The sequence below is a fragment of the Kitasatospora arboriphila genome (assembly GCF_039528095.1).
Classification (GTDB): domain Bacteria; phylum Actinomycetota; class Actinomycetes; order Streptomycetales; family Streptomycetaceae; genus Kitasatospora; species Kitasatospora arboriphila.
Genome location: NZ_BAAALD010000056.1, coordinates 1 through 22182 on the forward strand (window position 1 = coordinate 1; position 22182 = coordinate 22182).

The window sequence follows — 22182 nt, forward strand, 5'->3', positions numbered from 1 at the left end:
GGGGGCACCTCCCGGCCGAAGGCTAGGGAGGTGCCCCCACGCGCCCCTGTGGGTCTCCCCTAGCGTTCGCGGATGCGGCGGGCCAGGGAGGCCGCGGCGGCGCCCGGGTCCTCGGCGGCGGTGATGGCGCGGACGACGACGATCCGTCGCGCCCCCGCGGCGAGCACCTCGTCGAGGTTGGTCCCGTCGATGCCGCCGATGGCGAACCACGGACGGTCCGTCACGGCCTTCGCCGCGTAGGAGACCAGGCCGAGGCCGGGGGCCGGGCGGCCGGGCTTGGTGGGGGTGGGCCAGACGGGGCCGGTGCAGAAGTAGTCGACGCCGGCCTCGGCGACCGCCGCGTCGACCTCGGCCTCGGCGTGGCAGGACCGCCCGATCAGGACGTCCTCGCCGAGGATCGCGCGGGCCGCCGGCACCGGCAGGTCGTCCTGCCCGAGGTGCAGCACCTGCGGTCCGGCGGCGTGCGCCACGTCCGCCCGGTCGTTGACCGCGAAGAGCTTGCCGTGGCGGCGGGCCGCGTCGGCGAAGACCTCCAGGTACTCCAGCTCCTGGCGGGCCTCCAGGTTCTTGTCCCGGAGCTGGACGATGTCCACCCCGCCGGCCAGCACCGCGTCGAGGAACTCGGCGAGGTCTCCCTGCTCCCGGCGGGCGTCGGTGCACAGGTAGAGCCGGGCGTCGGCCAGCTGCTCGCGCGGGTCGGCCATCAGAGCGCCATCGCCTGGGCGCGGCGCTTGACCTCGGTGGCACGGTTCTCGTGCAGGGCCTGGATGGGGCTGCCGGGCAGCGACGGGTCCTCGGTGAAGAGCCACTCGAGGATCTCCTCGTCGCTGAAGCCGGAGTCGCGCAGGACGGTCAGGGTGCCGATCAGGTGCTTGACCGGGCCGTCCGGCGTGATGAACGCGGCGGGCACCTGCAGCGACCTGTTCTCGCCGCGGCGGACGGCCAGCAGGGTGTTGGCCTTCACCATGTTGCGGACTTCGGTGACCTGCACCCCCCACAGTTCGGAGATGTCGGGCAGGTACATCCAGGCCGGGACCAGGGCGTCAATCTTGGGATCGATCTCACTCACGGCACCAGACTGCCACCTGCCGGGCCCCGCGCGCACGCAGCCCGCCCCGCCCGCCCGGTACCGATGACGGATCGTGACCGGACGACCGCCGAGGGCGGCGACCCCCGGGTGAGCGCGGCTCAGGCCGCGGCGGCCTTCAGCGGGACGGCCGGGTCGGCGGCGCGGGCGCGGTCCAGCGGGGTGCCGCGCTCGATCAGCCGCTTCGCCTGGTTGAGGTCGCGGGGCCGGTCCACGGCGAGCAGGGCGACGGCGGCGCCGCCGCGCAGCCACAGCACCGACCAGGACGGCTCCTCGGGGCTGCCGCGCCACAGCAGTTCGTCGGCGTCGGCGTGCCGGCCGGCGTACTGGACCATGCGGCCGAACTGCTCGGACCAGAAGTACGGCACCGGGTCGTAGGGGGTGTCGGAGCCGAGCAGCGAGGCGGCCGCGGCGGCGCCGGACTGCAGGGCGTGGTCCCAGTGCTGGACGGTGAGCCGGGTGCCGGACCGGTGCGAGGGGTAGGAGGTGCAGTCGCCGGCCGCCCACACGCCGGGGGCGCCGGTGCGCAGCCGCTCGTCGACCAGGACGGCGCCGGCCGCGTCGAGGGCGACGCCGGAGCCGGCCAGCCAGCGGGTGGCGGGGCGGGCGCCGATGCCGACGACGACGTGGTCGGCGTCGATCCGGCTGCCGTCGGCGAGCAGCAGGCCGGCGGGTTCGACGGCGGCGACGCCGGTGCCGCAGCGCAGGTCGACGCCGGCGTCCGCGTACCAGCGGGCCATCAGGGCGCCGAGCTCGGCGGGCAGGGCGCCGGGCAGCGGTGCGGGGCCGGCCTCGACGACGGTGACGTGGCAGCCGAGCTGCCGGGCGACGGTGGCGGTCTCGGCGCCGATCCAGCCGGCGCCGACCAGGGCGATCCGGGTGCCGGGGGTGAGGTCGGCGCGCAGCGCGAGGGCGTCGTCGAGGGTGCGCAGCATGCGGGTGCCGGCGGCGGCGGGCAGGGTGACGGCCTCGGCGCCGGTGGCGATCACCAGGGCGTCGTGGGCGAGCGGGCCGGCGTCGGTGTGCAGGACGCCGGGTTCGAGGCCGGTGGCGCGGCGGCCGAGCAGCAGTTCGACGCCGAGCTGCTCCCAGTCGATGTCGAAGGCGGTGGAGTCGCTCTTGCCGAGCAGGACGTCCTTGGAGAGCGGCGGCCGGTCGTACGGGCGGTGCGGCTCGTCGCCGACCAGCGCGACCGTCCCGCGGAAGCCGCCCTGGCGCAGGGCGAGGGCGCACTGGGCGCCTGCCATGCCGGTGCCGGCGATCAGGACGCGGTCCGTTCCGTTCAGCTCTGCCACGGCGGCCACCCTATCGGCCGGGGTGTCCAGCCTGTGTACGCCCTTTCGGGGTCGGCGACACCCGGCGTTATGGTGGGTGCACACCACACGGGAGCCCGGTGCACCGGGCTGAGAGGCGGGCTGGAGCGGCCTGCGACCGTCCGAACCTGATCCGGGTCATGCCGGCGAAGGGAGAATCAGCGACGTGGCACGGTCCCATTCAGACGTGCTGGTGGTCGGCGGCGGCATCATCGGGCTCGGCGTCGCCTGGCGGGCGGCGCAGCGCGGCCTGGCCGTGGCCCTGGTCGATCCCGTGCCCGGCGGCGGTGCCGCGCAGGTCGCGGCGGGCATGCTGGCGCCGGTGACGGAGCTGCAGTACGGCGAGGAGCCGCTGCTGCGCCTGGGCATGGCGTCGAACGAGCGGTACGCCGCGTTCGCGGCCGAGCTGACCGAAGTGACGGGCCTGGACACCGGCTACCGGCGGACCGGGACGCTGGCGGTGGCGCTGGACGCGGACGACCGCGAGGAACTGCGCGAGTTGCACGCCTTCCAGGCCCGGCTGGGCCTGGACTCGCAGTGGCTGACCGGCCGGGAGTGCCGCCGGCTGGAGCCGATGCTGGCGCCGGGGGTGCGCGGCGGCCTGCTGGTCACCGGGGACCACCAGGTGGACGGGCGACGCCTCGCCCGGGCGCTGGTGGTGGCCTGCGAGCGGGCCGGGGTGGTGCTGCACCGGGAGTCCGCGGTCGAGCTGCTGGTCGAGGACGGCCGGGCGGCCGGGGTGCGGACGGACGGCGGCGCCGAGCTCGCGGCCGGACGGACGGTGCTGGCGGCGGGCTGCCGCAGCCATCTGCTGCCCGGTCTGCCGGAGGGGGTGCTGCCGCCGGTGCGGCCGGTGAAGGGCCAGGTGCTGCGGCTGCGGATTCCGGAGGCGTACCGGCCGTTCCTGTCGCGCAACGTGCGGGCGGTGGTCCGCGGGCAGCACATCTACCTGGTGCCGCGGGCGGACGGCGAGCTGGTGATCGGCGCGACCAGCGAGGAGCAGGGCTTCGACACCACGGTGACCGCCGGCGGGGTCTACGAACTGCTGCGGGACGCCCACGAGTTGGTACCGGGTCTGACCGAGCTGCCGCTGGTGGAGACCGGTGCCGGGCTGCGGCCCGGCTCGCCCGACAACGCGCCGCTGCTCGGCCCGACCCGGCTGCCCGGGCTGGTCGCCGCCACCGGCCACTACCGCAACGGCGTGCTGCTGACGCCGGTGACCGCCGACCTGCTCGGCGAGCACCTGGCTACCGGGAGCGTCCCGGAGCTCGCCGCCCCCTTCTCCCCCGACCGTTTCCACGCGAAGGCCCTCGCATGCTGAACACCGATCCGGTGCCCGTCCCCCTGACCGTCAACGGCGAGCCGCAGGAACTGCCTCCGGGCACCACGCTGGCCGAGGTGGTGGCCCGGGTGTCCGCCGCGAACACCGGGGTGGCGGCGGCGGTCAACGAGGCCGTGGTGCCGCGCGGCGCCTGGCCGGCCACCGTGCTCGGCGCGGGCGACCGGGTGGAGATCCTCACCGCCGTCCAGGGAGGCTGACGATGGCCGACGACCTGTTCACGATCGCGGGCACGGCGTTCACCTCGCGCCTGATCATGGGCACCGGCGGCGCCCCCAGCCTGGACGTGCTGGAGCAGGCGCTGCAGGTGTCCGGCACCGAGCTGACCACGGTGGCGATGCGCCGGGTCAACGCCTCGACCCAGGGGTCGGTGCTCGACGTGCTGACCCGCAACGGGATCCGGGTGCTGCCCAACACGGCGGGCTGCTTCACCGCCGGCGAGGCGGTGCTGACGGCCCGTCTGGCCCGCGAGGCGCTCGGCACCGACTGGGTGAAGCTGGAGGTGATCGCGGACGAGCGGACGCTGCTGCCCGACCCGATCGAACTGCTGGACGCCGCCGAGACCCTGGTCGACGACGGTTTCACGGTGCTGCCGTACACCAACGACGACCCGGTGCTGGCGCGGAAGCTGGAGGACGTCGGCTGCGCGGCGATCATGCCGCTGGGGTCGCCGATCGGCTCGGGGCTGGGGATCCGCAACCCGCACAACTTCCAGCTGATCGTGGAGGGCGCGGGCGTGCCGGTCGTCCTGGACGCCGGCGCGGGCACCGCCTCCGACGTGGCGCTGGCGATGGAGCTGGGCTGCTCGGGGGTGATGCTGGCCTCGGCGGTGACGCGGGCTCAGGACCCGGTGCTGATGGCGGACGCGATGAAGCGGGCCACCGAGGCCGGCCGGCTGGCGTACCGCGCGGGCCGCATCCCGCGCCGCTTCCACGCCGAGGCCTCCTCCCAGATGGCCGGCCGCGCCCACCTCGACACCCGCGAACACCCGGCGTTCTAGGGCGGCCCCCCGCGCGCGCCCCCGACTCGGCCGCCCCCGGGGCGCGATCGCATGTCTCAACATCGGCACAACCGCACCGGAGGCGGCGCCGTACCGGGCCGGGGGTCACCCCTGCGTCCTACACTCCTCGGGTGGACATGACGCTCGACGACCCCCTGATCGGTGCCCTGCTCGACGGCCGGTACCGGGTTGATCGGCGCATCGCCGTCGGGGGCATGGCCACGGTGTACCGCGGGACGGACACCCGGCTGGACCGCGTCGTCGCGCTGAAGGTGATGCACCCGGCGCTGGCCGCCGACGGCGGCAACGAGTTCACCGGCCGGTTCATCCGCGAGGCGAAGGCCGTGGCGCGGCTGTCCCACCCGAACGTGGTGAACGTCTTCGACCAGGGCGCGGACGGCCGGGCGGTGTTCCTGGCGATGGAGTACGTGCCCGGGCGGACCCTGCGGGACCTGCTGCGCGACCGCGGGGCGCTGTCGGCGCGGGCCGCGCTGGACATCCTGGAGCCGGTGCTGGCGGCGCTCGGCGCGGCGCACCGGGCGGGCCTGGTGCACCGGGACGTCAAGCCGGAGAACGTGCTGATCACCGACGGCGGCATGGTGAAGGTCGCGGACTTCGGCCTGGTGCGGCTGCTGACCGGCACGGAGGGCGCGGGCGACGCCGTCACCAGCACCACCTCGACCGGCACGGTGCTCGGCACCGTCTCCTATCTCGCGCCGGAGCAGATCCGCCAGGACGGCCCGACCGACCAGCGGGTCGACGTGTACGCGGCCGGCATCCTGCTGTACGAGATGCTGACCGGCGCCAAGCCGCACACCGGTGAGAACGCCATGCAGGTGATCTACCGGCACCTGAACGAGGACGTCCCGGCGCCGTCGCTGGCCGCCCCCGGGGTGGGCCGCGAGCTGGACGCCATAGTGGCCGCCGCGACCGCCCGCGACCCGCAGGCCCGTCCGTGGGACGCGGTGGAGATGCTGGCCGCGCTGCAGCGGGCCCGCCGGGCGCTCACCCCGGCGCAGCTGGACGCCGAGCCGCCGGCCTCGACCCGGCCGACCCCGCAGTACCCGACCGGTGAGGTCACCGCGGTGGTGGACCGCCCGGTGGAGCGCACCAGCGTGCTGGACGTGCCGGCCGACCTGCTGACCCCGCCGCGGCCGTACGACGAGTCGGTGCCGGCCCGGCCGCCCCGTGCGCCGCGGCCGCCGCGCTCGCGCGCCCCGCTGATCTGGGGTGCGGTGATCGCGGTGGTGCTGCTGCTGGTCGGCGGGGCGACGTACCTGCTCTCGGACGGGCTGTACACGACGGTGCCGACCGTGCTCGGGCAGACCGAGGCGCAGGCGGTGGCGACCCTGGACAGGTCGGGGCTGCGCGGCACGTTCAGCCAGCAGTTCAGCGAGACCGTGACGGCCGGGCAGGTGATCTCCACCGATCCCGGGGTGGGTGCCCGGGCCCGCAAGAGCGATCCGGTGAAGGTGGTGCTGTCCAAGGGGCCGGACCGGGTGGCGGTGCCGCCGCTGGAGGGTCTGCCGCTGGAGCAGGCCCGCAAGGCGCTCACCGATGCCAGACTGACCCCGGGGACGACCCGGGAGGCGTTCGACGACGACGTGCCCGAGGGTTCGGTGATCAGCGCGGAGCCGGGCGCCGGCACCTCGGTCAGCCCGAACACGCCGGTCGCGCTGGTGGTCAGCAAGGGCATGCAGCCGGTGCCGGACGTGGTCGGCCTGAGCAAGGACGACGCCACGAAGGCGCTGACCGACGCCGGCTTCAAGGTGCAGGCCACGGGGCTGAACCTGTTCGGCACCGGCAAGGTCTCCGCACAGGTGCCCAAGGCCGGCACCCCCCGTGCGCAGGGCAGCACCGTGGTGATCAGCTTCGGGCTGTTCTAGCGGGTCGCCGGGAGCCGGGGGCGGCCGTCAGCGCAGCGGTCCGTCGCCCGGCTCCTCCTGGTAGGAGTAGCGCTGCTCGGTCCACGGGTCGGCGAGGTTGTGGTAGCCGCGCTCCTCCCAGAAGCCGCGGCGGTCGGCCCGCATGTACTCGACCGCGCGGACCCACTTGGGGCCCTTCCAGGCGTACAGGTGCGGCACCACGAGGCGGACGGGGAAGCCGTGCTCGACGGTGAGCGGCTCGCCGTTGCGGTGGGTGGCGAAGACGGTCTGCGGGTCGGTGAAGTCGGCGAGCCGCAGGTTGGCGCTGTAGCCGTACTCGGCCCAGACCATGACGTGGGTGACGCCGGGGGCCGGCGGCACCAGGTCGAGGACGGTCTTGGCGGCGACGCCGCCCCACTCGTTGCCGAGCATCGAGAAGCGGGTGACGCAGTGCAGGTCGCCGCGGACGGTCACCCGCGGCAGGGCGTGGAAGCCCTCGAAGTCCCAGCGGTGCTTCTCGGCCGAGGCGGTCGCCCCGAACACCTGGAAGTCCCAGCTCTGCGGCTTGAAGCGGGGCACCGGCCCGTAGTGCAGCACCGGCCAGCCGCGCTGGAGGCGCTGGCCGGGAGGGAGCCGCGGGTCGGACGGCTGCGGTGGTTCCGGTTCGTACTGACCCATGCCTCCATGGTCGCAGACGGCGGGCGGTCCGTGTCGCGCGCCCCTCGTACACGCCCCCTCCATCGAACCCGCACATCGGAAAATCGGACATTAGCCATAGACCGGGGTAAGTGTGAACTTACTGGAAACCATGCCCGCTCCAGTGCCACCATGCGGGCAAGCGACGGACGGCTATCAGGAAGGCACGCCATGCAGGGCGACCCCGAGGTCATCGAGTTCCTCAACGAGCAGCTCACCGCCGAGCTCACCGCCATCAACCAGTACTTCCTGCACGCCAAGATGCAGGAGAACAACGGCTGGACGAAGCTCGCCGCCTACACCCGGCACGAGTCCTTCGACGAGATGAAGCACGCGGAGACGCTGACCGACCGGATCCTCTTCCTGGACGGCCTGCCCAACTACCAGCGGCTGTTCCACGTCCGGATCGGCCAGACGGTCAAGGAGATGTTCGAGGCCGACCGGCAGGTCGAGGTCGAGGCGATCGACCGGCTGCGCCGCGGCATCGTCGTCATGCGGGCCAAGAACGACGTCACCTCGGCCAACATCTTCGAGGCGATCCTCGCCGACGAGGAGCACCACATCGACTACCTGGACACCCAGCTCGAACTGCTGGAGAAGCTCGGCGAGCCGCTCTACCTGGCCCAGCTCATCGAGCAGCCGGAGAGCTGAGGGCCCGGCGCCACCGGTGGGCCCCTAGGCGGCTTCGAGACCGCGCTCGGGCGCGGTCTCAGCCGCGGTATCGGCCAGCCCCAGCTTTGCGGCCAGCCTGGCCGTCGGGCACGGGCGGGCGCCGTGCTCCCCGAGCAGGGCCTGGATCCGGCGGACGCAGGAACCGCAGTCCGTGCCGGCCTTGCAGCCCTTGGCTATCTGCCGCGGAGTGACGGCGCCGCCGTCGATCTCCTGCTTGACCTGGGCCTCGGTGACCGCATGACACATGCACACGTACATCGGCGGCTCTCCCGGGCTGGTGTTCCTTGATCGGCAAGGCTGGCCTTACCTCGCTAAGCCTTACCTTACCCAAGGTACCCGCAAAGCGAAGCCCCTCCGCCCCCGGAGACCGGGAAAGCGGAGGGGCCTTTGTCACATTGCGATCATCGCGGCCGCCGGACTCACTGGCTGCGGTACATCTCCGCGACCAGGAAGGCCAGGTCGAGCGACTGGCTGCGGTTGAGCCGCGGGTCGCAGGCCGTCTCGTAGCGCTGGTGCAGGTCGTCGACGAGGACCTCGTCGCCGCCGCCCACGCACTCGGTGACGTCGTCACCGGTGAGCTCGACGTGGATGCCGCCCGGGTGGGTGCCGAGCGCGCGGTGCACCTCGAAGAAGCCCTTGACCTCGTCGAGCACGTCGTCGAAGCGGCGGGTCTTGTGGCCGGTCTCGGCCTCGAAGGTGTTGCCGTGCATCGGGTCGCAGATCCACACCGGCTGGGCGCCGGAGGCGGTGACCTTCTCGACCAGGGCGGGCAGGTGCTCGCGGATCTTGCCCGCACCCATCCGGGTGATGAAGGTCAGCCGGCCCGGCTCGCGGTCCGGGTCGAGCCGGTCGATCAGGGTGAGCGCCTCGTCGACCGTGGTGGTCGGGCCGAGCTTCACGCCGATCGGGTTGCGGATCTTCGAGGCGAACTCGATGTGCGCGTGGTCAAGCTGCCGGGTGCGCTCGCCGATCCAGACCATGTGGCCCGAGACGTCGTAGAGGTCGCCGGTGCGCGAGTCGGTACGGGTCAGCGCCGTCTCGTAGTCCAGGATCAGCGCCTCGTGCGAGGAGTAGAACTCGACCGTCCGGAACTCCTCCGGTGCCACCCCGCAGGCGTTCATGAAGGCCAGCGCGTTGTCGATCTCCCGGGCGAGCTGCTCGTACCGCTGGCCGGAGGGCGAGTTGCGCACGAAGTCCTGGTTCCAGGCGTGCACCTGGCGCAGGTCGGCGTAGCCGCCGGTGGTGAAGGCGCGCACCAGGTTGAGCGTCGCGGCGGAGGCGTTGTACATCCGCTTGAGGCGCTCCGGGTCCGGGATGCGCGACTCCGGCGTGAAGTCGAAGCCGTTCACCGAGTCGCCGCGGTAGACCGGCAGGGTGACGCCGTCCCGGGTCTCGGTCGACTTCGAGCGCGGCTTGGAGTACTGGCCGGCGATCCGCCCGACCTTGACCACCGGCACCGAGGCGGCGTACGTGAGCACGGCCGCCATCTGCAGGAGGGTCTTCAGCTTGTTGCGGATCTGCTCGGCGGACACGCCGTCGAACGCCTCGGCGCAGTCACCGCCCTGCAGCAGGAAGGCCTCTCCGCGCGCGACGGCACCGAGCCGGGCGCGCAGCTGGTCGCACTCGCCGGCGAAGACGAGCGGCGGATACGAGGCGAGGTCCGCAAGGGTCTTGCGCAGTGCCTCGTGGTCCGGCCATTCGGGCTGCTGCGCCGCGGGCAGGGACTGCCAGGAGAAGGAAGCCCCGTTTGTCTCAGTTGTCACGGTCACGGAGCAAGGCTACGGGGTGTGACAACCGAATTGTGCCCGCCGCCCGATGGGTGAGACGGGTGATGGACATTTCGGTGAGCGACTTCACACGCCCGGGGCATCCGCTACGCTCGTCCCCGTGACCGCACCGCACACCTTCTCCTGGTGGTGGGCCAGCCCGATGGGCGGCCGTCTGCGTGTTCCGAAGGAGCAGGCGGCCCTCCCGCGAAGAGCGACCGACCCGCCCGCCTCCCGGAAGGAACGCCGCACCGTGACCCGTCCTGCCGACCTGTTCGCCCGCCTCACCGCACCCGGCGCCCCCGCGTTCGCCCTGCTGCACCGCCGCGCACCCCGGCTCGCCCCGGACACCGTCGAGGTGCTGATCGGCACCGTCGGCGTGCACGACACGCTCGCCGACCTGCCGGTGCCGGACGGCGTGCCCGCCGGCGGCCCCCGGCACGACCTGCTCGCCCTCGTCCCCTACCGGCAGATCCGCGAACGCGGCTTCGACGCCCACGACGACGGCACCCCCCTGCAGGCGCTCGCCGTCGAGGAGCAGTACGCCTTCGCCCTCGACGAGCTGCTGCCCGCGCTGCCGCAGAGCCCCGTCCGGCTCACCGGCGGCGGCTTCGACATCGCCGACGACGAGTACGCGGAGATCGTCCGCCGCGTCATCCAGGACGAGATCGGCCGCGGCGAGGGCGCCAACTTCGTCGTCCGCCGGGACTTCCGCGGCCGGCTGGAGGGCTTCGACACGGCGCTGGCGCTCACGCTCTTCCGGCGGCTGCTGGAGCAGGAACGGGGCGCGTACTGGACCTTCCTGGTGCACACCGGGGAGCGGATCGTGGTCGGCGCCTCGCCGGAGGTGCACGTCCGGCAGTCCGGCGGCACCGTCGTGATGAACCCGATCTCCGGCACCTACCGGCACCCGGCCGGCGGGCCGACCCTCGACTCGCTGCTGGAGTTCCTGCACGACCCCAAGGAGCTGGAGGAGCTCACCATGGTGGTCGACGAGGAACTCAAGATGATGTGCACCGTCGGCGACCTCGGCGGCCAGGTGCTCGGCCCCCGCCTCAAGGAGATGGCCCACCTCGCCCACACCGAGTACGAGCTGCGCGGGCGCACCTCGCTGGACGTCCGCGAGGTCCTCAAGGAGACCATGTTCGCGGCGACCGTCACCGGCAGCCCCGTGCAGAACGCCACCCGCGTCATCCGGCGCTACGAGGCCACCGGCCGCGGCTACTACTCCGGCGCGCTCGCCCTGATCGGCCGCTCCGCCAGCGGCGGCCAGCAGCTCGACTCCCCCATCTGCATCCGCACCGCCGACATCGACCCCGCCACCGGCGAACTGGTGGTGCGGGTCGGCGCCACCCTCGTCCGGCACTCCGACCCGCACTCCGAGGTCGCCGAGACCCACGCCAAGGCCGCCGGCGTGCTCACCGCGATCGGCGCCCGCCCCGCCCCCGCCAGGCCCGCCGGACGCGGCGCCGGCCCGCGCCTCGCCGACGACCACCGGGTGCAGGCCGCCCTCGACGCCCGCCGGGCCGGCCTCGCCCCGTTCTGGCTGCGGATGCAGCAGCCCACCGCGCCCGTCGAGGGCCTGGACACCCTGGTCGTCGACGGCGAGGACACCTTCACCTCGATGCTCGCCCACCTGCTGTCCTCGCTCGGCCACCGGGTCACCGTGCTGCGCTACGACACCCCCGGCCTGCGCGAACGGGTCGCCGCCCACACCGGGCCGCTCGTCCTCGGCCCCGGCCCCGGCGACCCGGCCGACACCGCCGACCCCAAGATGGCCGTCCTCCGCCCGGTCGTCGCCGACGCCCTGGCCGCCGTCCGCGCCGGCACCCGCACCGCGCCGCTGCTCGCCGTCTGCCTCAGCCACCAACTGCTCAGCGCCGAGCTCGGGCTGCCGCTGGCCCGCAAGACCGTCCCCTACCAAGGCGCCCAGGAGAGCATCGACCTGTTCGGCACCCGCCGCACCGTCGGCTTCTACAACACCTTCACCGCCCGCTGCGACGACGCCGCGGCCGAACGGCTCGCCGCCGAGGGCGTCGAGGTCGCCCGCGACCCGCTCACCGACGACGTCCACGCCCTGCGCGGCCCCGGCTTCGCCGCCCTCCAGTTCCACCCCGAGTCCGTCCTCACCCGCGAGGGCGTCGACATCGTCGCCGGACTCCTCAGCAGCACGGCCCCCGTCGCCGGCTGAGCACCCGCACGTCCACCGCCCGGCCCCGGAACACCGCCGTCCGGGGCCGGGCGACGTACGGCAGACTGCCCGTCATGGCCCGCAAGCGCCCGCAGCACACGACCTTCGCCGAGACCGTCGCCGCCCTGCCCGCCGTCCCCGACCCCGGCGACGAGGAGGAGTGGGGCCGTACCGGCCTGCCCGGCGAAGCGGCGTTCACCGACGCCCGGGGACGGCGCTGGCACCTCGTCCGCGGCGGCCTCGACCTCCGCACGGCCCGCCGGCTCGCCGTGCAGGCCGACGTGCTGCTGGTCGGGCACTGGCTCGGCGACCTGCGGGACGTCCCGGCCGACGGCCGGCAGGCCTGCCGGCAGACCGTCAAGAAGACCCTCTACGCGGCGCAGGCACCGGACCACGCGGCCTACGAGTACACCTCGGCCGACGGCACCCTGACCATGCTGCTCCTCGCCGAGTACTGCTGACGGGCACCACCCGGGACGCGTGCTAGCCCTGGCTCAGTTCGTCGTCCAGGCCCTGCTCGATCGCGTAGCGGACGAGTTCGACGCGGTTGTGCAGCTGCAGCTTGCCGAGGGTGTTCTGCACGTGGTTCTGCACGGTGCGGTGCGACAGCACCAGGCGGTCGGCGATCTGGCGGTACGACAGGCCCTTGGCGACCAGCCGCAGCACCTCGGTCTCCCGGGTGGTCAGCTGCGGCGCCGCGGGGGACGCGGCCGGCGCGGGCTCGGTGGCCAGCCGGCGGAACTCGCCGAGGACGAGCCCGGCCAGGCCCGGGGTGAAGACCGGGTCGCCGAGCGCGGTGCGGCGGACGGCGTCGATCAGCTCGTCCCGGCCCGCGGACTTCACCAGGTAGCCGGTGGCACCGGACTTGACCGCCTCCAGGACGTCGGCGTGCTCGCCGCTCGCCGAGAGCACCAGCACCCGGGCGGTCGGGTCGTGGGTGACGATCCGGCGGCAGACCTCGACGCCGGGCAGCGCGGGCAGGTTGAGGTCGAGCACGACGACCTGCGGCACGGTGGCCAGGGCGCGGCGCACGGCCTCCTCGCCGTCGCCCGCGGTGGCGACGACGGCGAACCCGGCGTCGGCGAGGTCCCGGGAGACGGCGTCCCGCCACATCGGGTGGTCGTCCACGACCATCACCCGCACCTGATCCGACATCACTGCCCCTTCCTGGGCACCCGCATCTCGACCTCGGTGCCCTCGCCGGGCACCGAGTACAGCTCGGCCGTGCCGCCGAGGTCGCGCAGCCGGCCGCGGATGGACTGCGAGACGCCGAGGCGCCCGGCCTGCTCCGCCTCGCCGAGCCGCCCGGCGGCGAAGCCGGCGCCGTCGTCGCGGACGGAGACGGTGACCGCGTCCGGCTCGTCCTCGACGAGGATCCACGCCCGGGCGTCCTCGCCCGCGTGGCGGCGGACGTTGTCCAGGGCGGCGCCCACCGCGGCGGCGAGTTCGCCGGCGGCGTGCGCGGGCAGCAGCACGGGGGTGCCGGGGGCGGAGAGGGTGACCCGCTCGCCGGTGTGCGGCGCGATCAGCTGACGGAGGTCCCGCTCGGCCGGCAGCGGATCGCCGGCGGCCTGGGCGGGCAGCGGTCCGCCGGTCATCAGCGTCCGCAGTGCGCGTTCCTGTTCGCCGGCGAGCCGGCCGAGGTCGCCGAGGTCCCCCTCGCGGCGCTGGACGAGCGCGAGCACCTGGAGGACGCCGTCGTGGATGTCCCGGGAGAGCCGCTCGCGTTCGCGGGTGGCGGCCTCGACCTGGAGCGCCCGGGTGAGCACCGCCTCGCTGGCGCGGGCGAGTTCGATGACGTAGCCGATGGCGCAGCCGGCCACCATCAGCAGCACGATGTTGTGGATGTTGTCCGGGGTGATGCCGCCGTGGCCGAGGATGTTGGCGAGGCCGACGACGGTGGCGGCGAAGGCGGCGGGCTTCCAGCCGCCCTTGCCGGCGAAGCCGAGCACGGTGCCGGCCGCCCAGATGGTGGGCAGGGTGGGGGCGCCGCCGTGGATGCGCTCCGGATTGTCGATGATCCCGCTCATCACGATGCCGGTGACGGCGAACGCGAGGTCGGTGCCGAGCACGTACCAGGTGCAGCGCTGCGGTCCGGCGAAGGCGCGGGAGCTGGCGAGCGTCCACAGGGTGAGCGCGCCGAGGTAGATCCAGCCGGAGACCGGGTGGAGGAAGTCGTGGAAGGAGTTGAGGTAGCGCAGGATCGCGTAGGCCAGGGCGAGCACCCGGAAGTAGCCGATCGCCCGCCACAGCGGCATCTCGACGGACATCCCGCCGACGGTCAGCGCGCCGGGCCGTTGCACCGCGGCCGCGACGGCCCCGGCCGCCCGGGTCGCGAGCCCGGCTCTGTGGTCCTCCGCCATTCGTCGTCCCCCCGACCCCTCGTCCCCCCGGCCCCGGTGAGCCCTACTCCTGCTTGTCCTGCTTGTCCTGCTCCTGCTTGTCCTGCTTGTCCTGCTCCTGCTTGTCCTGCTCCTGCTGCTCCTGCTCCTGCTCCAGCCGGGCGGCCTCCTCCTTGGCGGCCTTCTCGGCCTCCTTCTCGGCCGCCTTCTCCGCCTTCTGCGCGGCGCGGCGCTCGGAGTCGGCGCGCTTCTTGTCCTCGGTGATCTGGCGCTTGGCGGCGGTGGCGTAGATGTCCACGTACTCCTGGCCGGAGAGCCGCATGATCTCGTACATCACCTCGTCGGTGACGGAGCGGAGGATGAAGCGGTCGTTCTCCATGCCGTGGTAGCGGGAGAAGTCGAGCGGGCGGCCGATCCGGATGCCGGGGCGGATGCCGAAGTTGGGGACGACCTGGCCGGGCGGCTGCACCTTCTCGGTGTCGATCATGGCGACCGGGATGACCGGGGCGCCGGTCTGCAGCGCGACCCGGGCGAGGCCGCCGACCTTGCCGCGGTAGAGCTTGCCGTCGGGCGAGCGGGTGCCCTCCGGGTAGACGCCGAACAGCTCGCCGCGCTCCAGGACGGCGACGGCGCTGCGGATCGCCGCCTCGCCGGCGCCGCGCGCGCCGGACCGGTCGACCGGCAGCTGGCCGACGCCCTTGAAGAAGGCGGCGGTCAGCTTGCCCTTGAGGCCGGGGGTGTTGAAGTACTCGGCCTTGGCGATGAAGGTGATCCGGCGCTTGATCAGCGCGGGGAAGAAGAAGGAGTCCGAGAAGGACAGGTGGTTGCTCGCGATGATCGCGGGACCCTCGTCGGGGATGTTCTCCGCGCCCTCGAGCCACGGCCGGAAGAAGATCCGCAGCAACGGCGCGACGATCATCTTCATCAGTCGGTAGAACAACCCGGGCCTCCTGTTGTACGGACCGGTCGATCCTAATGCCCACGGCCCCGCGCGTGTGCACCGGCAGGCCCGTGATGCGGCGGCTGCGGCCCTGTACGGGCCGTCGCGGCCGTGGGACGATGCCGCTCCGGGTACCCGCGGGTAGCCGGGCCGCCCTCCGACCCCGCCCGAGCGAAGGAGCTCCGAGGATGCCGCTGCTGCCCGGCGCAGAACCGTTTCACCACAAGGGCGGGCCGGTCGGCGTGCTCCTCGTCCACGGCTTCACCGGCTCACCGCGGTCCATGCGGCCGTGGGCCGACCACCTCGCCGCCGCCGGCCTGACCGTCGCGCTGCCGCTGCTGCCCGGCCACGGCACCCGCTGGCAGGACATGCAGCAGACCCGCTGGGAGGACTGGTACGCCGAGGTCGACCGCGAGCTGCGGGCCCTGCTGGACGGCTGCGAGCAGGTCTTCGTCTGTGCGCTCTCGATGGGCGGCGCCCTCGCGCTGCGGCTCGCCGCCCAGCACGGCGAGGCGGTCTCCGGCGTCGTGCTGGTCAACCCGTCGGTCCGCTCCGACAACCCGGCCACCGTCCTGCTGCCCGTCCTGCGGCACCTCGTCCCCAGCCTGCCCGGCATCGCCGACGACATCGCCCTGGAGGGCGTCTCCGAGTACGGCTACGACCGCACCCCGCTGCACGCCGCCTGGTCGCTCTCCCGCCTCTGGCGCACCGTCCAGGCCGAACTGCCCGCCGTCCGGCAGCCGGTGCTGCTGCTGCACAGTCCGCAGGACCACGTGGTCTCCCCGGCCAACTCGGAACTGGTGCTCGCCCGGATATCCTCGACGGACGTGACGGAAAAACTGTGCGAGCGCAGTTACCACGTCGCCACGCTGGACCACGACGCCGCGATGATCTTCGAGGAGAGCCTCGAGTTCGTGCGGCGGCTGGCACCGGCGGCGAAGACCGATGCGACGACCGATGCCGAGCACCACCTGGGCTGAAGGGCCGGTAGTGAACGAGACCAGCAAGGCGGGCGGCGGCGAGGAGCTGCCCGAGGACGGCACCGCGAAGCCCGGACAGGACCAGGAGACCACCGCCGGTTCCGAACCGCCCGCCCGGCGGCCCGCGGCCGGCAGCCAGGCCGAACAGGACGCGATCTTCGCCGCCCTGGTCGCGCAGTTCGACGACCCCGTCGACCTGACCAACCCCGAGTGGCCGGAGATCGAGAACCTCCGCGCCCAGGAGTCCCCGGCCGCGGACTCCTTCGACGAGTTCGCGCCCCGCCCCCGGCCGCGGCCGAGACCGACCACTCCCGAGCAGGTGGCCGGGCCGGTGTCCGGCCCGCGCGACTACGACCTCCAGGAGGACCCGGACGAGGGCCACTTCGTCCCGCCGGAGCCCCCGCCGCTGCCCAAGGCCGACACCACCGCCAAGTTCGCCTGGCTCGCCGTGCTCGGCGGACCGGCGCTGCTGCTGATCGACACCGTCGTCTGGCACGAGGTGGCCGGCTGGCCCGCCTGGGTCGGCGTCACCGCCTTCCTCGGCGGCTTCGTCACCCTCGTCGCCCGGATGAAGGACAAGGACGACGACGAGCCGGACGACCCGATGGGCGGCGCCGTCGTCTGACCGCCCGCCGCCCCCGAGCAGTGGCCGTCGCCCGCCCGTAGCCTGGAAGGGCGGGAGGCGACGGCCATGGCACGGATCAGCACCCTGGCGGGAACGGCGGCGTTACTGGCGGCGTTACTCTCGGCGGCCGCCACCGGCTGCAGCAGCCACTCCGTGGTGACGGCCCCGGCGAGCACCCCGACGAGCGGCACGAGCTCCGGTCCTGCCGGGTCACCGCGGTCGGCGCAGGTCGGGGACACCCTGGAACTGGCCGGCAACGAGCAGGGCGCCCGGATGGCCGTGACGGTGACGGGGGGGGCCGCCCCCCCCGCTCGCGTTCTACTGCGGGACTCAGCCGATCAGGCTGCGCAGCACGTACTGCAGGATGCCGCCGTTGCGGTAGTAGTCCGCCTCACCGGGGGTGTCGATGCGGACGACCGCGTCGAACTCCACGTCCCCCGCCTTGACCTTGACGGTCTTGGGGGTGCGGCCCTCGTTGAGCTCGGTGACGCCGGTGATGGAGAAGGTCTCCTCGCCGGTCAGGCCCAGCGTGTCGGCGGTCTGGCCCTCGGGGAACTGCAGCGGCAGGACGCCCATGCCGATCAGGTTGGAGCGGTGGATGCGCTCGTAGGACTCGGCGACGACGGCCTTCACGCCGAGCAGCGCGGTGCCCTTCGCGGCCCAGTCGCGGGACGAGCCGGAGCCGTACTCCTTGCCGGCCAGGACGACCAGCGGGGTGCCGGCGGCCTGGTAGTTCTGCGAGGCGTCGTAGATGAACGACACCGGGCCGTCGGCCTGGGTGAAGTCGCGGGTGTAGCCGCCCTCGGTGCCCGGCGCGATCTGGTTGCGCAGGCGGATGTTGGCGAAGGTGCCGCGGATCATGACCTCGTGGTTGCCACGGCGCGAGCCGTAGGAGTTGAAGTCACGCTTCTCCACACCGTGCTCGGTGAGGTACTGCGCCGCCGGGGTGCCCGGCTTGATGTTGCCGGCCGGGGAGATGTGGTCGGTGGTGACCGAGTCGCCCAGCTTGGCCAGGACGCGGGCGCCGGCGATGTCGGTCACCGGGCTCGGGGTCTTGGCCATGCCCTCGAAGTACGGGGGCTTGCGGACGTAGGTGGACTCGGCGTCCCACTCGAAGGTGTTGCCGGTCGGGACGGGGAGCGACTGCCAGCGGTGGTCGCCGGCGAAGACGTCCTGGTAGCCCTTGTCGAACATGGCCTGGTCGATGGAGCCGGCGACGACGGCGGCGACCTCCTGCTCGGAGGGCCAGATGTCGGCGAGGAAGACGTCGTTGCCGTCGGCGTCCTGGCCCAGCGCGTCGCGGGTGATGTCGACGTTCATGTTGCCGGCGAGGGCGTAGGCGACCACCAGCGGCGGGGAGGCCAGGTAGTTCATCTTGACGTCGGGGTTGATCCGGCCCTCGAAGTTGCGGTTGCCGGAGAGCACCGAGACGACCGCGAGGTCGGACGCGTTGACGGCGGCCGAGACCTCCTCGGGCAGCGGGCCCGAGTTGCCGATGCAGGTGACGCAGCCGTAGCCGACCAGGTTGAAGCCCAGCTTCTCCATGTACGGGAGCAGGCCGGCCTTCTCGTAGTAGTCCATGACGACCTTGGAGCCGGGCGCCAGGGTGGTCTTGACCCAGGGCTTGACGTGCAGGCCCTTCTCCACGGCCTTCTTCGCCAGCAGGGCGGCGCCCAGCATGACGGAGGGGTTGGAGGTGTTGGTGCAGGAGGTGATCGAGGCGATCACGACCGCGCCGTTGTCGATCTCGTAGGACGAGCCGTCGGGGGCGGTGACGGCGGTCGGCTTCGAGGCCTCGGCGGAGTAGGTCGGCAGCGCCTCGGCGAACTTCTGCGCGGCCTCGGCCAGGATCACGCGGTCCTGCGGGCGCTTCGGGCCGGAGATCGACGGGACGACGGTGGAGACGTCCAGCTCCAGGTACTCGGAGTAGACCGGCTCGACCGACGGGTCGTGCCAGAGGCCCTGCTCCTTGGCGTACGCCTCGACCAGGGCGAGCTGCTGCTCGTCGCGGCCGGTGAGCTTGAGGTAGTTGATGGTCTCGGCGTCGATCGGGAAGATCGCGCAGGTCGAGCCGAACTCCGGCGACATGTTGCCGATGGTGGCGCGGTTCGCCAGCGGGATGGCGGTGACGCCCTCGCCGTAGAACTCGACGAACTTGCCGACCACACCGTGCTTGCGCAGCATCTCGGTGATGGTGAGCACCAGGTCGGTGGCGGTGGTGCCGGCCGGGAGCTGGCCGTTGAGCTTGAAGCCGACCACGCGCGGGATCAGCATGGAGACCGGCTGGCCGAGCATCGCGGCCTCGGCCTCGATGCCGCCGACGCCCCAGCCGAGCACGCCGAGGCCGTTGACCATGGTGGTGTGCGAGTCGGTGCCGACGCAGGTGTCGGGGTACGCCTGGCCGTTGCGGACCATCACGGTGCGGGCCAGGTGCTCGATGTTCACCTGGTGCACGATGCCGGTGCCGGGCGGGACGACCTTGAACTCGTCGAAGGCGGTCTGGCCCCAGCGCAGGAACTGGTAGCGCTCCTTGTTGCGGCCGTACTCGATCTCGACGTTCTGGACGAAGGCGTCCGGGGTGCCGAACTTGTCGGCGATGACGGAGTGGTCGATGACCAGCTCGGCCGGGGCCAGCGGGTTGATCTTGGAGGGGTCGCCGCCCAGCTCCTTCACGGCCTCGCGCATGGTGGCAAGGTCGACGACGCACGGCACACCGGTGAAGTCCTGCATGATCACGCGGGCCGGGGTGAACTGGATCTCCTCGGACGGCTCGGCCGTCGCGTCCCAGTTGCCCAGCGCGCGGATGTGGTCGGCGGTGATGTTCGCGCCGTCCTCGGTGCGGAGCAGGTTCTCCAGCAGGACCTTGAGGCTGTAGGGCAGCCGCTCGGAACCCTCGACGGCGGAGAGCTTGAAGATCTCGTACGACTCGTCGCCCACCTGCAGCGAGCTGCGGGCGTCGAAGCTGTTCGCGGACACGACTGACTCCTTCTGGGTCCACTCGATGGTAAGGTAAGCCTTAGCTAAGCCCACCTCGCCGATGTGGAAGGCGTGCGGCTCTCGGCAACTATCTTGACGTCAAGATAAATGATAGTGCGAAGTTATCTCGATGTCGAGATAAACCATAGTGCATGGCTGCGTCCAAACTTCACCCGGCGATGCCCCTGCGCAACCGCAGCAGGTCAGCCCCTGCGGCGCGACCGCGCGAACCACAGCAGGGCCAGTACCCCGGCCACCACCAGAGCCCCCACCACGACGATCACCAGCGGCCCGGCGGAGTCCGCGGGCTCCGGGGCGATGTCCGCCAGCAGCACGGCCGTTGCGTTCACGAGAGGTCCTTTCGGTCGGACGGCGCCGCCGGGGCGAGCCCCGCCACCAGCAGCAACAGGACGGGGAACTCCAGGTAGGCGTGGTAGCTCGCCACCGCCGCGTACAGCGTCTTGCCCTGCGCCCAGTCGGTGGCGAAGAGCACGGCGAGCGCCGCCCCCGCGCCGGCGCCGAGCAGCCAGGCCCGGCCGCCTCGCAGCAGCGGCACCCGCCGCTCGAAGGCCGCCGCGGCGTCCGGCGCGTGCCGCGGCAGGAACCACACCCACACCACGTAGTGCATGGTCTGCAGGAAGGCGAACACCGCCACGAAGCGCAGCCCCGCCGCGGTGTGCAGCCAGGCCGGCGGCGTGTACGCGGCCGCCAGCCGCGCCACTCCCCCGTCGGCCGGGGCCAGCACCCCGTCCAGCGCCCCGAGCAGCAGCAGCGCCGGCACGGCCAGCACCCAGCCGCACTGCACGGCCAGGAACACCGCCCGGCCGCGCGGCAGCCGCCTCGACCACTCCCACAGGAAGACCAGCGGCACCAGGTTGTGCAGGTGCGCCAGCACCACGAAGTGGTACGCCGGGAAGGACAGCGACAGCGCTGCCGCGGCCGAGAGCACCATCGCGGCCCCGGCCAGCGCGGCCGGACGCCCGCGCAACGCCTGCAGACAGGCCGCCGCCAGCAGCCCGTACGCGAGCAGGATCTCGGCGGCGTGCGGGACCGGCCCCGGCGGCAGCAGCCGGCAGACCACGATCCCGGTGATCAGCACCAGCAGCAGCCGCAGGAACCGGCCGGCCAGCACCTCCCCGAAGCGCCCCGCGACGTAGCGCAGTTCGAGCACGTTGTGCAGGATGCCGAAGGTCGCGAGACCGAGCACCGCCAGGCCGGCGGGGGCGCGCAGCGCGAACGCCAGGGCGATCGCGGCCGCCAGCACGAACCCGGCCGTCGGCAGGGCCGCGCCCGCCGTCCGCACCGCCGGCACCGCGCCGACCGCCATGCCGATCCCTCCCGGCCGTTCCTCCCGTGGCACCATCACGCCCGTGCCGTATCCCCTGGCCCTCGCGCTCACCCTGCTCGTCGAAGTGCCGCTGTACACCGCGGCGCTCGCCGGCCTCGGCCGCGTCCGTCCGGCCCGGGCCGCCCTGGCGGGAGCCGCGGTGAACGGACTGACGCACCCGGTGCTCTGGTGGTCGCTCCGGCATGCCGCCGCCGGGCCCGCCGCAGCCTACTGGACGGCCTTCGCGCTCGCCGAGGCTTCGGTGTGCGCGGTCGAAGCCGTGCTGGCCGGACTGCTGACGGCGGGCCGGGCCGCACCCGCCGTCCGCCCGGACGCCCGCACCGGCACCGTCCGCCTGCCCGGGCCGCTGCTCGCGGCCGCCTCGCTCACCGCCAACGCGAGTTCGGTGCTGGTGGGGATGCTGGCGGCCCGTTGAGAGGGAGCGGAGCACCGCAGCTCCGGGGCGCGGCAGCGGGCGGGACGGCGCGGGACCGTGCGGGACTGCTCGGGACGGGGCGGGACTGTGCGGGACGGGCGGCTACGGTGGAGCCGAGCCGGCGGCACGACGGGCCGACCGGCCGGAGCGAGAGCCCGGGGGCAGTCGAAGATGATCGTGGTGGACGCGTCCGCACTGGTGCTGGCACTGGCCGACGAGGGGGACCGCGGCCGCGCCGCCCGGGCCGAACTCGCCCGGGACGACGAGTGGGCCGCGCCCGACCACGTGCTGATCGAGGTGATGCAGTCGCTGCGCGGCCTCTACCTCGCCCGTGAACTCACCGCCGAGCAGGTCTCCGAGATCGCCGACCGGCTGCCGTCCCTGACCGTCCGGCGGGTCGACGTGACGCCGCTGCTGGGGCGGATCTGGGCGCTCAAGGACAACCTCACCCCGGACGACGCCGCCTACGTCGCCCTCGCCGAGCAGCTCGGGGCGCCGCTGGTCACCGCCGACCTGCGGCTGATGCGGGCCAGCGGACCGCGCTGCGAGATCCGCGGCATCCGGCCGGGCCCGGTCGCCGCCCTCGGTGCCGTCGCCGGTGCCGTTGCCGCGGCCGGGGGCGGCGAC

23 protein-coding genes and 1 riboswitch are annotated in these 22182 nt (G+C 73.2%); of the genes, 11 read left to right on the top strand and 12 right to left on the bottom strand.

Annotated features, from left to right (window positions below; translation table 11 throughout):
* Positions 1 to 59 precede the first annotated feature (59 nt).
* The 3 genes from thiE to ABD353_RS25410 all read right to left on the bottom strand — a co-directional run bounded on the left by thiE (position 60) and on the right by ABD353_RS25410 (position 2391).
* Positions 60 to 704 carry a thiamine phosphate synthase gene (thiE, locus tag ABD353_RS25400; protein WP_344625987.1) on the bottom strand — a complete coding sequence of 215 codons (645 nt, stop codon included), beginning with the start codon at positions 702 to 704 and terminating at the stop codon, positions 60 to 62.
* A complete protein-coding gene (locus ABD353_RS25405) occupies positions 704 to 1069 on the bottom strand; it encodes an Rv2175c family DNA-binding protein (protein WP_344625988.1) in 366 nt (121 codons plus the stop codon). Before ABD353_RS25405 ends, thiE begins: the two co-directional genes overlap by 1 nt.
* A 119-nt stretch (positions 1070 to 1188) precedes the next feature.
* Positions 1189 to 2391, bottom strand: a complete 1203-nt coding sequence (locus tag ABD353_RS25410; protein ID WP_344625989.1) for an NAD(P)/FAD-dependent oxidoreductase — start codon at positions 2389 to 2391, stop codon at positions 1189 to 1191.
* Positions 2392 to 2459: 68 nt separating this feature from the next.
* Positions 2460 to 2572, top strand: a riboswitch (TPP riboswitch).
* Between ABD353_RS25410 and thiO the strand changes: the two genes are divergently transcribed.
* The 4 genes from thiO to pknB all read left to right on the top strand — a co-directional run bounded on the left by thiO (position 2567) and on the right by pknB (position 6625).
* The gene (gene thiO / locus ABD353_RS25415) at positions 2567 to 3721 is read left to right on the top strand and encodes a glycine oxidase ThiO (RefSeq protein ID WP_344625990.1); all 1155 of its coding nucleotides are present in this window, start codon (positions 2567 to 2569) and stop codon (positions 3719 to 3721) included. (Overlaps the previous riboswitch by 6 nt.)
* Positions 3715 to 3939, top strand: a complete 225-nt coding sequence (gene thiS, locus ABD353_RS25420; protein WP_030262890.1) for a sulfur carrier protein ThiS — start codon at positions 3715 to 3717, stop codon at positions 3937 to 3939. The genes thiO and thiS overlap by 7 nt, the downstream gene beginning before the upstream one ends.
* Before the next feature lie 2 nt (positions 3940 to 3941).
* Entirely contained in the window at positions 3942 to 4739 is a 798-nt protein-coding gene (locus ABD353_RS25425; RefSeq protein WP_344625991.1) for a thiazole synthase, read from the top strand.
* A 137-nt stretch (positions 4740 to 4876) separates the two neighbouring features.
* The gene (pknB, locus tag ABD353_RS25430) at positions 4877 to 6625 is read left to right on the top strand and encodes a Stk1 family PASTA domain-containing Ser/Thr kinase (RefSeq protein WP_344626028.1); all 1749 of its coding nucleotides are present in this window, start codon (positions 4877 to 4879) and stop codon (positions 6623 to 6625) included.
* Between the two features lie 27 nt (positions 6626 to 6652).
* On the opposite strand, the gene ABD353_RS25435 is transcribed toward pknB, so the two are convergent.
* Entirely contained in the window at positions 6653 to 7282 is a 630-nt protein-coding gene (locus ABD353_RS25435; RefSeq protein WP_344625992.1) for a sulfite oxidase-like oxidoreductase, read from the bottom strand.
* A gap of 189 nt (positions 7283 to 7471) precedes the next feature.
* On the opposite strand from ABD353_RS25435, the gene bfr reads away from it, so the two are divergent.
* On the top strand, positions 7472 to 7951 hold the full coding sequence (gene bfr / locus ABD353_RS25440; RefSeq protein ID WP_030262899.1) for a bacterioferritin: 480 nt from the start codon (positions 7472 to 7474) through the stop codon (positions 7949 to 7951).
* Between the two features lie 24 nt (positions 7952 to 7975).
* On the opposite strand, the gene ABD353_RS25445 is transcribed toward bfr, so the two are convergent.
* Complete coding sequence (locus ABD353_RS25445; protein ID WP_344625993.1) at positions 7976 to 8230, bottom strand: (2Fe-2S)-binding protein; 255 nt, start codon at positions 8228 to 8230, stop codon at positions 7976 to 7978.
* 161 nt (positions 8231 to 8391) lie between these two features.
* Positions 8392 to 9741, bottom strand: coding sequence for a class II 3-deoxy-7-phosphoheptulonate synthase (locus tag ABD353_RS25450; protein WP_344625994.1), 1350 nt, complete (start codon positions 9739 to 9741; stop codon positions 8392 to 8394).
* A 118-nt stretch (positions 9742 to 9859) separates the two neighbouring features.
* Between ABD353_RS25450 and ABD353_RS25455 the strand changes: the two genes are divergently transcribed.
* Entirely contained in the window at positions 9860 to 11929 is a 2070-nt protein-coding gene (locus ABD353_RS25455; protein WP_344625995.1) for an anthranilate synthase family protein, read from the top strand.
* 74 nt (positions 11930 to 12003) lie between these two features.
* Positions 12004 to 12390 (top strand): hypothetical protein, encoded by a 387-nt coding sequence (locus tag ABD353_RS25460; protein ID WP_344625996.1) that lies wholly within the window; start codon positions 12004 to 12006, stop codon positions 12388 to 12390.
* Between the two features lie 22 nt (positions 12391 to 12412).
* On the opposite strand, the gene ABD353_RS25465 is transcribed toward ABD353_RS25460, so the two are convergent.
* The 3 genes from ABD353_RS25465 to ABD353_RS25475 form a co-directional block, all read right to left on the bottom strand.
* Positions 12413 to 13084 carry a response regulator gene (locus ABD353_RS25465; RefSeq protein WP_344625997.1) on the bottom strand — a complete coding sequence of 224 codons (672 nt, stop codon included), beginning with the start codon at positions 13082 to 13084 and terminating at the stop codon, positions 12413 to 12415.
* Positions 13084 to 14199 (bottom strand): MacS family sensor histidine kinase, encoded by a 1116-nt coding sequence (gene macS, locus ABD353_RS25470; RefSeq protein WP_344626029.1) that lies wholly within the window; start codon positions 14197 to 14199, stop codon positions 13084 to 13086. Before macS ends, ABD353_RS25465 begins: the two co-directional genes overlap by 1 nt.
* A gap of 136 nt (positions 14200 to 14335) precedes the next feature.
* Positions 14336 to 15196, bottom strand: coding sequence for a lysophospholipid acyltransferase family protein (locus tag ABD353_RS25475; protein WP_344626030.1), 861 nt, complete (start codon positions 15194 to 15196; stop codon positions 14336 to 14338).
* 203 nt (positions 15197 to 15399) lie between these two features.
* Here ABD353_RS25475 and ABD353_RS25480 point away from each other — a divergent pair, with 203 nt between their 5' ends.
* Both ABD353_RS25480 and ABD353_RS25485 read left to right on the top strand, forming a co-directional pair.
* Positions 15400 to 16191, top strand: a complete 792-nt coding sequence (locus tag ABD353_RS25480; protein ID WP_344625998.1) for an alpha/beta hydrolase — start codon at positions 15400 to 15402, stop codon at positions 16189 to 16191.
* Between the two features lie 10 nt (positions 16192 to 16201).
* On the top strand, positions 16202 to 16816 hold the full coding sequence (locus tag ABD353_RS25485) for a hypothetical protein (RefSeq protein ID WP_344625999.1): 615 nt from the start codon (positions 16202 to 16204) through the stop codon (positions 16814 to 16816).
* Positions 16817 to 17146: 330 nt separating this feature from the next.
* Here ABD353_RS25485 and acnA read toward each other — a convergent pair whose 3' ends face one another.
* From acnA to ABD353_RS25500, 3 genes are all read right to left on the bottom strand, one after another.
* Positions 17147 to 19792: an aconitate hydratase AcnA gene (acnA, locus tag ABD353_RS25490; RefSeq protein ID WP_344626000.1), complete on the bottom strand. Its 2646-nt coding sequence runs from the start codon at positions 19790 to 19792 to the stop codon at positions 17147 to 17149.
* Between the two features lie 203 nt (positions 19793 to 19995).
* Positions 19996 to 20142 (bottom strand): hypothetical protein, encoded by a 147-nt coding sequence (locus tag ABD353_RS25495; protein WP_344626001.1) that lies wholly within the window; start codon positions 20140 to 20142, stop codon positions 19996 to 19998.
* The gene (locus ABD353_RS25500; RefSeq protein WP_344626002.1) at positions 20139 to 21119 is read right to left on the bottom strand and encodes a hypothetical protein; all 981 of its coding nucleotides are present in this window, start codon (positions 21117 to 21119) and stop codon (positions 20139 to 20141) included. The genes ABD353_RS25495 and ABD353_RS25500 overlap by 4 nt, the downstream gene beginning before the upstream one ends.
* A 43-nt stretch (positions 21120 to 21162) precedes the next feature.
* Between ABD353_RS25500 and ABD353_RS25505 the strand changes: the two genes are divergently transcribed.
* Both ABD353_RS25505 and ABD353_RS25510 read left to right on the top strand, forming a co-directional pair.
* Complete coding sequence (locus ABD353_RS25505) at positions 21163 to 21555, top strand: hypothetical protein (RefSeq protein ID WP_344626003.1); 393 nt, start codon at positions 21163 to 21165, stop codon at positions 21553 to 21555.
* Positions 21556 to 21735: 180 nt separating this feature from the next.
* The coding region (locus tag ABD353_RS25510; protein WP_344626004.1) for a type II toxin-antitoxin system VapC family toxin at positions 21736 to 22182 on the top strand (447 nt) is incomplete at its 3' end.

What these genes read in the sequence shown, in the direction of transcription:
- thiE (WP_344625987.1), bottom strand. Translation starts at nt 704, where the DNA reads ATGGCCGACCCGCGCGAGCAGCTGGCCGACGCCCGGCTCTACCTGTGC.
- thiS (WP_030262890.1), top strand. Translation starts at nt 3,715, where the DNA reads ATGCTGAACACCGATCCGGTGCCCGTCCCCCTGACCGTCAACGGCGAG.
- ABD353_RS25425 (WP_344625991.1), top strand. Translation starts at nt 3,942, where the DNA reads ATGGCCGACGACCTGTTCACGATCGCGGGCACGGCGTTCACCTCGCGC.
- pknB (WP_344626028.1), top strand. Translation starts at nt 4,877, where the DNA reads ATGACGCTCGACGACCCCCTGATCGGTGCCCTGCTCGACGGCCGGTAC.
- ABD353_RS25435 (WP_344625992.1), bottom strand. Translation starts at nt 7,282, where the DNA reads ATGGGTCAGTACGAACCGGAACCACCGCAGCCGTCCGACCCGCGGCTC.
- bfr (WP_030262899.1), top strand. Translation starts at nt 7,472, where the DNA reads ATGCAGGGCGACCCCGAGGTCATCGAGTTCCTCAACGAGCAGCTCACC.
- ABD353_RS25445 (WP_344625993.1), bottom strand. Translation starts at nt 8,230, where the DNA reads ATGTACGTGTGCATGTGTCATGCGGTCACCGAGGCCCAGGTCAAGCAG.
- ABD353_RS25460 (WP_344625996.1), top strand. Translation starts at nt 12,004, where the DNA reads ATGGCCCGCAAGCGCCCGCAGCACACGACCTTCGCCGAGACCGTCGCC.
- ABD353_RS25465 (WP_344625997.1), bottom strand. Translation starts at nt 13,084, where the DNA reads ATGTCGGATCAGGTGCGGGTGATGGTCGTGGACGACCACCCGATGTGG.
- macS (WP_344626029.1), bottom strand. Translation starts at nt 14,199, where the DNA reads ATGTCCGTCGAGATGCCGCTGTGGCGGGCGATCGGCTACTTCCGGGTG.
- ABD353_RS25475 (WP_344626030.1), bottom strand. Translation starts at nt 15,196, where the DNA reads ATGAAGATGATCGTCGCGCCGTTGCTGCGGATCTTCTTCCGGCCGTGG.
- ABD353_RS25480 (WP_344625998.1), top strand. Translation starts at nt 15,400, where the DNA reads ATGCCGCTGCTGCCCGGCGCAGAACCGTTTCACCACAAGGGCGGGCCG.
- ABD353_RS25500 (WP_344626002.1), bottom strand. Translation starts at nt 21,119, where the DNA reads ATGGCGGTCGGCGCGGTGCCGGCGGTGCGGACGGCGGGCGCGGCCCTG.